Raw genomic sequence first — 13730 nt, 5'->3', positions numbered from 1 at the left:
AACATACGATGCGCAAGAAAATGGAGCAGATTCTTTTAGAAGACGGGGAATTATTTACAGCGGCATCTGGGGTCAGTATGCTTCCCTGCATCAGACCGCAGAAGGATATCTTGCATCTCGTTCGGCCGGAGGGAATCGTGGAAACCAGTGAGGTGATTCTCTATCGAAGGAAGAATGGATCTTATATTCTTCATCGAGTCATCGGAAGAGACACAGAAGGGTATATCCTCTGTGGGGATCATCAGTGGATACCGGAGCATGGAATTCAGGAGGAACAAGTGCTTGGAGTGTTGCGAGGATTTTACCGGGGAGAGGATTATGTCGATTGCAGAAAGGATAGGAGATATCGGATCTATGTAAAGATTTGGTGCAGTTCAATCCGAGCGAGAAAATGGATCATAAGACTGACAGATCTAGTGTGGAGAGGATGGAAAGGATTGAGAGGGAAATGGAACAAAAACCGATAAGCTGGATCTATCGATGCAGCAAAAACCATCTGTGGGCAGTTGCACTGTTGGCAGGTGTCAGCGCAGCCATTGCCGGAAGTTTCCTTCTGCTTGCACTGATCTCCAGCGCACTTCTTGACGTGGCATCCGGCAGCCGACAAGGAAGCCTTTGGAGAGATTGTCTGATTCTTGTAGGGCTCATTGGCCTTCAGGCGATTCTGAATATCGTAAGCAGTAATATCCGTGTCCGTGTTTCAGGCAAACTGGAGATGGAACTGAAGCGCAGGATGTTCGCGGCGATTTTAAGGAAACCGTATCTGGAGATCAGCGGTATTCATTCTGGAGAGATTATGAATCGACTGACAAGTGATGTAGAGCTTGTAGTTGCAGGGATTGTCGGTATTTTGCCACAGCTGATCTCTCTTGGGACAAAACTGTCTGTGGGGCTGCTGATTCTATTTCGGATTGATTTTCGATTTACGCTTGTGATCTTGCTGATTGGGGTTGTGGTATGTATCGGAAATAGGATTTACAGTGAGAGATTTCGCCATTTTCATAAGGAAGTGCAGGAAAGTGGAGGGCAGGTGCGTGCATTTTTACAGGAATGTATCGAAAACCTTATGGTCATCAAGTCTTTTTCCAATGAAGAAATGATGGAACAAAAACTCACCAATTATCAGGAAATCCATTATCAGATAAAAAAGAAGCGGAATGCAGTCAGCAATCTGGCGAATACCATCGTCTATGTCATGTTTACGGCAGGATATTATGCGGCTCTGGCATGGGGTGCGATTCAGATTTCCAGAGGATTGCTGACCTTTGGTACATTGACAGCTTTTCTGCAGATCATCGGGCAGATCCGGGCGCCGTTCCGAAATATTTCCGGGCTGATTCCTCAATATTATAGTATGATCGGATCGGCGGAACGATTGATGGATTTGGAGCAGATCGAGGAAGAAGAGGCATTTTCCGTGGAAGAGGAGTTTGAAAAAATTTCTGAAGAGATGCAGGCGATTGTCTTTGAAGAGGTTGGATTCTCCTACGAGAACCGAAGCGTGCTGGAACATTTTTCTGTACGTTTGGAAAAGGGAAGTCTGACGGCAGTTGCCGGTCCTTCTGGTGCAGGCAAAAGCACGATGATGAAGTTGCTGCTCGGTTTGCTTCAATGTGAGGAAGGACAGATTTATTTTGATCTTGGGAAGAAAAAGATACCGGCGGATGCCGGGACAAGAAAGATGTTTGCCTACGTGCCGCAAGGGAATATGATCTTATCAGGAACCATCCGTGAAAATCTTGTTTTTTCCGGAAGACAGGTATCGGAAGAGGAGATTTGTACGGCGGCAAAGATGGCATGTATCTGGGAATATATTCAGGAGCTCCCGGATGGATTGGATACGGTGCTGCGGGAAAGAGGAAATGGACTTTCCGAAGGACAGATCCAGCGGATTGCAATTGCGCGGGCACTCTTAAGTGATGCGCCGGTTCTTCTCTTGGATGAATGCACCTCGGCGCTGGACGAGAAGACAGAAGAACAAGTGTTAAACAATTTAAAACAGATGAAATCAAAGACCATTTTATGCATTTCCCATAAGGTGGCAGCATTCGCATGTTGTGATCATAAAATCGTATTAGACGGATCCGGCAATGCTGAAGGAAATTAGACAATCTTTTGGATGGGAAAGAAAAGTGATAAGAAGGAGAGACAACGAATGCAGAGAAAAAAGAGGATAGCAGGTGCAATCGCCGGAATTGGCTTTTGCATACTGCTTGGAAGTGGGATCGCTTTGTGGGAACACTTCCAGGGGGATGAGAAAGAACAGCAGAAGAAAACACCGGTGTCGGATGAGGTGGCAGAGATTGAGAATCTCAATGCACGTGACCATGTGTTGGATCTAAATCATCTTTTTGAAGAAGAGGATGTTACCTGGAAAGAAAAGAGAGCGCTGAAGAAAGATGCACAGAAGCAGGCAGAAATGTCTGACGGAAAGAAAAAATCAGCGGATAAAAAGAAAGACACCAAGAAAGATACTGAAAAAGAAACAGAAGGAAAATCAGAGGTGCCACAGAAGCCGAATGAAGAACCGCAGCAGCCGCAGGAGCCAAATGGGGAACCAGAAAAGCCGCAGCAGCCGCAGGAGCCAAATGGGGAACCGGAAGCACCACAGGAGCCGCAGGGACCAAATGAGGAACCGGAAGTGCCGCAGCAGCCACAGGGACCAAATGAGGAACCGGAAGTGCCACAACAGCCACAGGAGCCGGAAGTGCCGCAGAAACCGACACTGCCGCAAGTGAGTGAGCCGGGGTGGATTACAGGAATATACTAAGGAAGGATTAGAGTATGAAACAGAGGAAAAAGAGTTTGGGCATCTGGATTTTTTTGCTGCTTTTGTTCTGGGGACAATGGATAGTTCCGGTCAAAGCATCCGGACCTGAGTTGCGGGATGTAGATATGCAGATGTTGGGTGGACAAATCCGGACGATTACTCCGATGGGATTAAGAATGATCGGTTGTATCAAGAAGTCTTATCTGCAAGAATTGGAGAGCAGTGGTGCAGTCGTAGAATATGGAATGGTTCTGCTTCCTAAAACATATCTAGGGGAGCAGGAACTGGAACTGGACCGCAAATATCTTTACAATGGTGCAGTGTACAAGCCGGCTAAAGTAACGGCAGTTAAAAAATTTTCAGAAGATGACGACAGAATCTATTTTACAGCGGTTCTGGCAAATCTTTCGAAAGAGCGATATAAAAATGATTATGCTGCCAGAGTCTATGCAAAGATTACAAGAACGATTTCCAATGAAGAAGGATCTTCGGAGAAAAAGACAGAGATTGTATACAGTGACGATACAGTCAACCGCCAAGTCTATCAGATTGCACAGGCGGCAGTGGACGGAACGACAGAGACAGAGGAAAATAAGGAGTGGCTGCGGGAAAACATTTTGAATCCGGTAGACCAGCCGGAACAACCGCAGGAAGAAGAAAAGAAAATTCCATTTGAACTCGGAACCGTTTCTGGTGTTACGCTGTATCACAAGACTGGAATCGGAGAAGAAGTGGGGGAAGTAGAAGAGGTCTCGCATTTCCATGTGGAGGAGTTTAAACCAGAGCAATATATTGTAAAGGTTGAGATGGAAGATCAGCCAGAAGTATTTTCTGAGATTACAAAGTTGATTGTCTCGGAGGATGGGAAAGTCAGCTTCGGGTTGAAATTGGACAACTATGTGATGCCGCAGCAAGGGCAGCCGCAGGCAGAGGTTGTTGTGGAGTTTGGAACTTTATCGGAAGGACAGGCATCCACGAAATACATTACGATGCAGGCACTGGTAGATCGAATCAAGGCAGACCCGGATGGGACTTATACACTGGAGCATGATATCGATGCCGGCATGGTGCAGGGAGAAGACGTACTGATCCCGGAATTTCGCGGAACTTTTGATGGAAAAGGATATAAGATCAAAGGGCTGACGACAACTTTGTTTGGAACGATTTCAGGTGGTACGGTAAAGAACGTGAAGCTGGAAAATGTATCCATTACAAAGCAGGGATCCTATGGAGATACCGGCGGCGGAACGCTGGCGAACAAAGCGATGGCAAACGCAAGTGTGGAAGATGTCCATGTAAGCGGAAGTCTGAAAACACCGAACAGCAGACAGCTGCTTGGAGGTCTGATCGGTCGTATGGATTATGCAACGGTCAGAAGATGTTCTGCCAACTTGGAGATTACCGGTACGTTTAATACGACAGGTGGATTGATCGGACAGATGTCAAATCTGAGAAACGTCAACAATGGGAATGGCAGCAATATTATAGAAAATTCCTATGCAGTTGGAACAATTCGTGGAAACCAGACAAACGGTGCCATCGGAGGATTGATTGGATGGCATAATTCGAACTGCAGCACTTCGGTCACAAACTGTTATACAAATGTAAGTATGGAAGTGGCAAAATCCAATCAGAAAGAGTCTGGTGGATTTATTGGATACATTGGAAATGCAGATGGAACGGGTATATTGAAAAACAATGTTTCTTACAGCAGCGGAACCCAGGGCTATAAATTTGACGGAGCATCCGAAGACACAAAGTATAGTGCAGAAGGTGTTTCTGGATTATATTCTATGAAAGAGAGCCGATTAAAAAGGGAGAGCAGCCGAACCGGGGCAACAGCATTGACGAAGATTACAGAGAGTTCCGTCGATACCCTTTCCGGAAAAGAATTTTACACGGCAATGGCATGGCCGGAAGACGTATGGAATTTTGCACCGCTGCAGGAAGGAAAGACACCGGTATTGCAGAATGGGGATTCCAATATGACAACGATGCTGCAGATGAAAGAAATTTCATCGGTGGATGACCTTCGGAAGATCAAGGATGACCTGGGCGGCGCCTATGTTCTGACAACCGACCTTGATGTATCGGAGATCGCAGAAGGCAATGCGATCATTTCGGGTAGTTTCCGAGGCCTGTTGCGGGGAAATGGACATCAGATCATCGGAATGAAGCTTCCGTTGTTTGAGACATTGGCAGGAGCTTCGGTGGAGGAGCTGAAGTTGACGCAGGGATCGATCGGGAAGAAAGATACCGATCAGGTTGCTGCACTGGCTAAAGTTTCGGAGAGCGGAACGACACTTAGACATGTCTATGTAAGAGATATGAGCATCACAGGAAGAACTACGGTAGGTGGTATGATTGCAGTGATGAAGCAGACGACGGCAGAAGCTTGTTCCGTTAATGCGGAGGTGACCGGAGGGAATGCAGGCGGATTTGCAGCGGAGATTTTGGAAGGCTCTGTCATTTCAAACTCTTATGCAAAGAGAGCTGTGGATCTAGACAGCTTCCAGACGGCAGAGGGTCCGCAGGGCGGATTTGCGGCAATCGTGAAGCAGTCACAGCTGAGTAAAAACTTTGGACAACTTTCGTGGAAAAAGGCGGAGGAAAAGAATGAGACTCCGGCTGCGGCAGGTGTTGTCGGAACCTTTATCGGGGAAAGTGGTACGGGAGACCAGACTCCGACAAAGATCGAACACAATATCTCTTTTGGACCGGCTTCCTATGCATTTGTAGGAAATCAGCAGGGGATTGCCGAAGGAGAGAACTATGTAGGAAACTACGAATATCGTGAGGGAGATCCGGTATCTTCGGTATTGCCTGGAAAAATCGAACAGGCATCTGAGGTACAGATCAAAAGCAAGGAATTCTATTTGCAGACACTGGAATGGCAGGAAGACATCTGGTATTTGGATGATGTTGTCGGAGGAAAGAGACCGCGTCTGCAGGCAGAAGGAGATGTGTACGGGACGGAAGAAAATCCAGTTTCGGTAGAAGCGCCGGAGATGATCCAGGAAGCGATCGCAGTGCGAAGTCAGGAAGAGGCTGCTTTGTCAAGATCACTGGAAGGAATTACAGGCTATCGGGAAGACCGGAAATTACTGTATGAAAATTTACAGTTATTTATGCCGTTCTACCAGAGAGAACAGATTGTTCTGGATGGAAATTACGTAGATGTGTCACACATTTTAAATCAGAAGAGAGTGCTGGCAGTCTATCCGATGGATGAACAGGGAAGAAGGATTGTAGCGCTGTCAGATAAGACCGTGAATCAGGTAAAGAAACTGAGAATTCAATTTGCGGATGAAACGACACCGCTGATCTACAATATGTCTTATATAGATACGCGGGCGAACATTGCTTCTTATAAGGTGTCACAGATTCCGGTACACTTTAACTTTAAAAATTATGTAGTGAATACAACATCAGCGCAGTTCCAGAAGTTGCTGGAAACAGCAAAGACATATGAATTTGACCGGGATATTGAGACAAGAGTGGCACAAAAGGACAGTGGTTCTGTTTTGGATGTATATCGGAGAAATTATAATGAAGTTGTCAAAACGGAGATGGAGCAGGTTCTTGTTTCGATGTCGGCCACAAATGCACAGTATCCGATAAATCTGGAAAATGAGATAGCAAAGAAGATCGTGACCGATCACTTCCTTACCAGCGAGTATCTGAAAGATTTCCTCTATGCGTATAACTATCTGGATCGCTGGTATGACTTTGAGATCGGAGGTATCAATCTCAGGGATGTCGTCCTGTTTGACAATTCTATCTTAAAGACAGGGAAAAAAGTGCGAAATCTTCCTACAGAGATTGTGAAACTCAGCAGCAATGGCGGGCGTCAGGGAAATAATACACCATCGTTCTATATTAACCGCCTCTCAGCTTATACAGGGATTTCTAACGTGGCGTCGTTCGTGGAATACTTTATGAAAGAGTATGCTGGTTATGCGGACGTCAATGATTGGATCATCGATAATTTCCAGAGTGGATTTATTGTAGAGGCGCGGGCGAACAACCCGAAGATTCAGTCAAGATTATGGAAGATTTTGAAAAACAATACGGTACAGCGGAATCATGAACTGATCCTTCCGGTATTATCGTATAAAACTTCCAAAAACTTGTATCTGGCATCGTTCCCATCCGCGCTGATTTATGGAAATCTGGAAATTTACAGTGGATATCAGGATACGGAAGCATGGAGACAGCAGAAAAAGCAACAGGTGATTACTCAGGTGAATCACTTCAAGACAAGTTATGATAATTTTGTTGACGTTGCGGAAAATGGGGCAAATTCTATTAACAACAGTAAGTTTTTGATCGTGGATTCTTCTGCCAATAAGAATCATAATCAGGATGTGTTCAAGGAATTTTATAGGCCGCTGCAGACACTTTGGCAGCATAGCAGTGGTGCGGTAGCGGTGATTTTCGGAAATCCAAATCTGGATTACATCTATTATAATGGTTCCAATTTCATCGGAGATCTGACTGTGTTAAATCACGAGATGGGACATGTGACAGATATGTGGATCTGGATGGAGAACAAAGGAAAACGACCGGGACGAAATGGCGAGGACTATTCCAATGGATTTGCCAATCAGGCCAACGTAGACTATAATATGAACTTTATGAAAACCTATGCGAGAGACGGATCGATGATGACAAATCTGACACCAGATCGGATCAATTCTCCGGAGGAGTTTCAGAGTTATTATAAGGAAGTGTTCGATGTCATCTATACGTTGGATTATTTGCAGGGGAAGGCGTATTTACAACTGACTCCGGAGCAGCAGGCAAGGATTACACTGCAGCACCGATACGGAACGACCAACAATCATCAGAAGTGGAACAGTGCAAACAGCACCTGGCGGACGATTGGCGCCGGAGAATTAGAAAATATGAATCTGAAGACATTGGATGATCTGTGGGACAATCAACTGACGATCCGGCCGGGACATCGCTTGGATCTGAGAAGCTTCAATGAGGTAGGAGTCAACAATTTAGGTGCTTATCAGATTGACAGAGCATGTTATGCGAGCTGGTATGTTCCGTATGTAGATAATGGTACCCCAAATGCACAGACATTTCGTCGAAATGGGTATGAACTGGCTGGCTTGTATGGATACAGCAACGGTCTGGTAGAGTACCTGAGTGGAAGAACAAGAACGGGAGATCTGCAATATTTCCGGCAGAAAACAGGAAATGCAGACTTTACGTTTGAGTCCTATCGAAAAAATAAAAACACAGAAATCGAGACAAAGATCCACGAGCAGAAAGAGCAGGGGAATGCGTACTTTGATGAAGAAGCTTTGATTCAATATTTAAAGCAAAATATGATCAATTATGGAAATGAGATCGGAAGTGGAGCTTCCAACGGAAACAATACACTGAATCATATCAAGGAATCCAGAGAGAATGTCTTCCGTTATCTCCAGAGGATTACGGATGAGTTCCGGACTCCGGTTTACGGTGGGACAGAGACGAGAAATGCCGTATCCATTTCTACAGCAGAAGAACTTGTCCAGAAGCTTAGAGAGAATCCAAATGGATTTTATGTGTTGGAAAAAGATATTTCCATGAAAGGCATCCAGGCAAGTGGAGAGGTGTATGTGGACACGACTTTCATTGGGAAACTGGATGGCAATGGACATAAGATCACAGATGCAGCAGTGCCACTTTTGCGCAGAACAGCCAACTCGTACATTGCAGACATAGAGATCCATGACACAGCAGGGACAAAGAAAGACTGGGTTGCACAACAGAAGCAGTTTACGATTGTTGTAAAAGAAGAACAAGAAGAGACCGTACAGGAGATTAGAACATTAGAAGAGCTCCGGACTCTGGGAGAAAATCGCTATACGAAATATGTGCTGAAAAATGAGATCGATGCTTCTTCGGTGACAGATGTTGCTGTGATCCAAGGTACATTCACAGGAGAGCTGGACGGAGGAGAGTATGCGATCACAGGTCTTCAAGTACCGCTTTTTGAAAAAGTACAAAATGCGACGGTTCGTAATCTGAAGCTTACTTCTGTAAACATTGCAAACAGCGAAAGCAAAAATGCCGCAGTGGCAAAAGAATCGAACCATTCGACGTTTGCACGGCTGAGTCTGGAAGATATCAAGATCAGTGGAAAAAGCTACAATGCTGCTGTCGTAGGATACGATTATACTGGTTCTGACTTTTCACAAATCCAGATTCGAAATGCGCAGATCCAAGGAACCGGAAATTACAATGCGGTCTTTGCAGGGCGCGCTTCTGGTTCAGAGATCAGTGAAATTGCAGTGATCGACAGTAAGGTGACACTGAGCGGAACGGATTGTGGAGGATTTATCGGAGCTGGGAAAAGCTTAAATATCCGTCAGGTGTACAGTGGTGCAGATATGGTGGCAGAGAACTATACGGATGAGAAGAATCGGACGAATAGTGCGGGATTCATTGGAAATCTCGGAGGAAAAAGCAATGTGGAAAATGTATTCGCGGCAGGAAAGGTAGACAATCGAACAGAGACGCCTCTTTATAACTTCCTGGGAACACCGGAAGTGTTAGAGTCGATGGTGAAGAATGCGTTTGTGCTTGAAACTGCCGGGGGAATCTCTCACACGACAGAAACGATAGGAATCCTTTCTGCAATTTCGGAAGAACGCACAAAAGAGGAAGAATTTTATCGGGCTTCTATGCACCTTTCGGAAGAAATCTGGAATCTCAGCTTAGTAGCTATGAAGGGATATCCGGAATTAAGAGGCATGGAGAAAAAAGAAATTATAGAGATCCATACACCGGAGGACTTTCTGAAGATGAAAGCATTCCCTGGACAGGAATATCATCTGAAAGCAGATATCGATCTGACGGGGACAGAAGGCGAACGCGGTGTCATACCGGAATTTACAGGTGTGCTGGATGGACAGCACTATAAAATCACCGGATTGCAAAAGCCGCTGTTTGATCAACTGAAGGGAAGTGTCCGGAACCTGGCAATAGAGGGAAGTACTGTGGAGCTGTCAGACACTCCGGAGACGGTGAGCGGAATTTTGGCAAATACAATGGAAGATGCTGCTGTAGAACAAGTGCTGCTTCACGGAATCCGAGTGAACAGTGCAGCAGGAAAGGCTGCGGCAGTTGCGGGAACTGTACGCAATACAATGATGAAAAATCTTTTTGTAGAAGGTGCAGTTCAGGCGGCTTCTACGGCAGCCGGAGTTGCGGTGACGACAGAAGGAGCTGTTTTTGAAAATATTTATCTCAATGTGGATGTGACAGGGGCAGACGGAGCCGGGATGGTAGGAAACGGTGTCGGCGAAAATACCTACCGCAATATTTGTTCGGTAGGAGATGTGGCAGACCATATGCAGAAGCTTGGCGGAAATACTGCACAGTATAGCAATGCATATGAATTTGCAGCCGGAAATGGAATCAGTCAGTCTGGCGAAGGTGATTTTATAAGACCGATAGGCAAAGAAGTGTGGACAGCGGAATTTTATACAGAAACACTGGGACTGGATGCCTCTGTGTGGGATGCGGCGCAGGCAGCTGAAAGAGGATTTGCTTCGTTGAGAGAGTTTGCAGTCGAAATTAATCCGATGCGGGCGGAGATCCATACAGTGGCAGATCTCCAGAAGATGAACCGAGTGCCGGAAGGAAAATTTGTGTTGACAGCTGACCTAGACTTTGCAGAGGTAGAAACTGCTTATGTGACAGAAACCTTTACAGGAAGTCTGGACGGGCAAGCACATGGCGTGAGTGGAATCAGAGGTCCGCTGTTTGCGGTACTATCAGGAACTGTAGAAAACCTTCGTTTCAGAAATATTTTTGTGAAAAGCGAAGATGCCGGCGCAAATGTGCTGGCGGCGGAGACGAAGAATGCCACGGTAAAAAATGTACATTTCAACGGAATTACTTTAAACGGTCAGAGTTACACAGGACTGGTTGGAAAAGATCAGGGTTCCACCTTTGATCGAATCAGTGTACAAGGTGTGGATCTGACGGCAAACGCGGCTTATGCAGGGGTGATCACAGCCCAAGCAGCTGCATCCAGAATGTCCAATCTGCTTGTAGCAGAGACAAAGATACATACATCCGCAAATGAGGTAGGTGGACTTGTCGGAAGCGCAGATGCGGTGACGATTCAAAAAGTATTTGCAGATGCAGAATTGCACATGCCATATCAGGCGGCTCCGCAAAATACAGCGGCATTTGTCGGAAGCGTGACAGGAGAAAGTGCAATTTCAGAATGTGTGGTGGCTGGCGGTGTGTACCCACAAGATCCGGGAAGCATTCGTTACAAATTGATGTATATGAACAATCCGGATGATATTAATGAATTGAAGGCATTTAAAAACTGTTTTGTCAATACGGACACACCGGGGCGCCATGTCGTAGGGACAGATCCACAGGGAGTTACAATGGACCGTCTGCAAAGTGAAGCGTTCTATCAGTCTGATCTGAAACTGGATCCGAACATCTGGAACTGGGATGATGCAGCAAAGACAGGTTGGCCGAGACTCCATGAGATGGATGCAGAGGGAATCAGACCTCCGGGGACAGAAGGAACGCCGGCAGAAGAAACCCCGTTACAGACGACGGTTCCGTCTGGATATGAGCCGATCCATACGGCCGAAGAGCTGCTGGCAGCGAAAAACAGTTCCGGAAAATATATTCTGATGCAATCGATTTCTCTTTTTGGGAAAAAGGCTGAGGATGGCTCTTTCCTTGGAAACTTCAGCGGAGAGCTGGATGGAAATGGACTGACGATCCGTGAAATTTCCGGGGCACCGCTATTTGACCGATTGTCGGGAACTGTGAAGAACTTAAAGGTGACAGACGTAACAGTAGAACGGTGGAAGAGTGACCAAGGGGCGAATGTGCTTGCGAAGTCTTTACAAAATGCGAAGGTTTCTAGATTGCAGTTAAAGAATATCCTTCTTGCAGGAGGAGACAATACAGGTGCACTTGCAGGAACGGCACAAAACACGACGATCAGTGAAGTGTGGGCAGAAGGATTGAACATCAACCCTTATGGACCGGCTTTTGCTGGAAAGACAGATTTGATGATCGGAGGCCTGATTGCTCAGTTGAATGGAGGCGTGCATGTCAACGACAGCTATGCGGGAGGAGAAATCACTGTTCGCTCCAACACGCAGGGAGGTGTGTTTGGCTACAACAACTACGGAACGGAGAACACTGTCAAACAGGTCGTTTCAAATATGCGGACAAAATCCACATCACCACAGACCGATGGAGCTGGCTTCATAGGAATGGTCGGTTTTGACGGAAGTATGGCAACGTGGATGGAAAATAACATTGCAATCGGGGAAGCAGGAGAAAACCGGGCACAGGGAAGTGTTGGAGAGGCCTACCGATTTGCAACAAAAGGAAATTCGAACACCGCGATCGAATTCGGGCTGAAGAATTGCTATGAGGCAGCGGTGAGCGGAAGGAGCGCTGCAGTTTCGGGATACTTGACAGAAACTACCGAGTATAAAAATCCAGATTTTTATCGGGATACTTTGAAATTTGACAGCACTAAATGGAACTTTTCTTCCGTGGCAGAACATGGATATCCTTCCCTTGTATGGATCGCAGGAGAAGAACCGCTTCCGCCATTGCCGGAAGGATCGGCAGTGACCGAACATCCACTGCGCACCGAACATCCATCTGCGGAATATATCCAGATCCGTACACCGGAAGACTTGATGAAGATTTCAGAGAATCCAGGTGGAAAATATATTTTGATGAACAATATTTCCATGGAGCAAGTGAGATTGCCGGAAAATCAGACATCCTACATCATGAAAGCATTCTCAGGAGAACTGGATGGAAACAATCAGGTCATCCACGGCTTGCGTGCCTCTTTGTTTGACCTCATTCGAGGAAGGTCAGTCAATGCCAAGGCGACTGTGAAAAATCTCCGCATACAAAACGTCTTTGTAACTGCAGGCGAGAAGACGGAGTGGGGATATACAAGGAAAGCAGAAGCTAATGGACTTGCACGTTCAGTGGAGTATGGACATCTGGAGACGATCTATATGAATCATGTAAAACTGAATGGAGGAACGAACACCGCATCACTTAGCGGACTTGTGTATGAATCCTATGTCGGAAAAATCTGGTTAGAGGGAATTGACATTAACCGGGAGATTGCTCCGGCAGAACTTTCGAATTTTAACCTGGTCGGAGGAGCCATTGGGCAGCTGTCAGGGTATCGTTCCAAATTTGAAGATTCCTACGTGCAAGGGGAAATTGTTATGGATAATAACCAGCAAGGCGGCGCTGTGGGAGAGATTAAGGCAGCCCTGATAAGAAATGTCATCAGTAACATGGAGGCGAGATCCAACCAACCGGCGACATGGAGAGATAAGAGTGGATTTTTAGGAAGCATAGATACTTTTGGTACCAACGGGAAGAATTGGTGGGTAGACAGATGTATTGCCATCGGAAATGCAGGAGCCAATTATAAGTTTTTAGGAAAATATCAGATTGAAACGATAGAAGCGACAAATCTTACAAAATGTTACGAGCTCTCCAGTGCAACAGGAACAAGTAATGTTTCGGAGGCGACGATTGCAAAAGGAACCTTGCTGGCTGCTGAGGAACATCAGAAATACGACGTCTCGTTCTATCGCGATGTCTTGACTTTCAATGGCAACGAAGGGGGAGCTGATCCAGACGCGTGGGATTTCGGTTCGGTATCCACAAAAGGGTATCCGACATTAAAATGGCTCTTGACCTATGACAATTTGCCGATTACTATAGAGGAACCAGAGCATTTGGAACCATCAGAAAATCAGGCGGAAGCGCAGCCAGGAGAAGAGCATACATTGGAGCTGCCGGAAGTTGTACTTCCGGAAGAGCAGCCGGTATTGCCAGAAGAGGAAGCGCTGCCGGAGGAGCTTTTTGGAGAAGAAGAGATACTTCCAGAGTAGGAAGAAATACAATCAGTAGAAAGGATGAA

At 46.0% G+C, this 13730-nt stretch carries 4 protein-coding genes; all 4 read left to right on the top strand.

The genetic code is table 11. From position 1 onward, the window contains the following. Nucleotides 1–8: 8 nt before the first annotated feature. From ACESPO_RS01810 to ACESPO_RS01795, 4 genes are read left to right on the top strand one after another with little or no spacing between them, the layout of a single operon-like run. Nucleotides 9–467, top strand: a complete 459-nt coding sequence (locus ACESPO_RS01810; protein ID WP_499788370.1) for a S24/S26 family peptidase — start codon at nt 9–11, stop codon at nt 465–467. Next, a complete protein-coding gene (locus ACESPO_RS01805; protein ID WP_120091705.1) occupies nt 449–2107 on the top strand; it encodes an ABC transporter ATP-binding protein in 1659 nt (552 codons plus the stop codon). The genes ACESPO_RS01810 and ACESPO_RS01805 overlap by 19 nt, the downstream gene beginning before the upstream one ends. A 48-nt stretch (nt 2108–2155) precedes the next feature. After that, the gene (locus ACESPO_RS01800) at nt 2156–2770 is read left to right on the top strand and encodes a hypothetical protein (protein WP_120091592.1); all 615 of its coding nucleotides are present in this window, start codon (nt 2156–2158) and stop codon (nt 2768–2770) included. Between the two features lie 14 nt (nt 2771–2784). Further along, the gene (locus ACESPO_RS01795; protein ID WP_499788369.1) at nt 2785–13701 is read left to right on the top strand and encodes a ZmpA/ZmpB/ZmpC family metallo-endopeptidase; all 10917 of its coding nucleotides are present in this window, start codon (nt 2785–2787) and stop codon (nt 13699–13701) included. The last annotated feature ends 29 nt before the right edge of the window (nt 13702–13730 follow it).

It is taken from the genome of Coprococcus sp. HPP0074 (assembly GCF_964238105.1).
GTDB lineage: Bacteria > Bacillota > Clostridia > Lachnospirales > Lachnospiraceae > Faecalimonas > Faecalimonas umbilicata.
Note: the sequence above shows the minus strand (reverse complement) of the source record. Positions and strands in the feature narration are given on the sequence as shown.

What these genes read in the sequence shown, in the direction of transcription:
- ACESPO_RS01795 (WP_499788369.1), top strand. Translation starts at nt 2,785, where the DNA reads ATGAAACAGAGGAAAAAGAGTTTGGGCATCTGGATTTTTTTGCTGCTT.
- ACESPO_RS01800 (WP_120091592.1), top strand. Translation starts at nt 2,156, where the DNA reads ATGCAGAGAAAAAAGAGGATAGCAGGTGCAATCGCCGGAATTGGCTTT.
- ACESPO_RS01805 (WP_120091705.1), top strand. Translation starts at nt 449, where the DNA reads ATGGAACAAAAACCGATAAGCTGGATCTATCGATGCAGCAAAAACCAT.
- ACESPO_RS01810 (WP_499788370.1), top strand. Translation starts at nt 9, where the DNA reads ATGCGCAAGAAAATGGAGCAGATTCTTTTAGAAGACGGGGAATTATTT.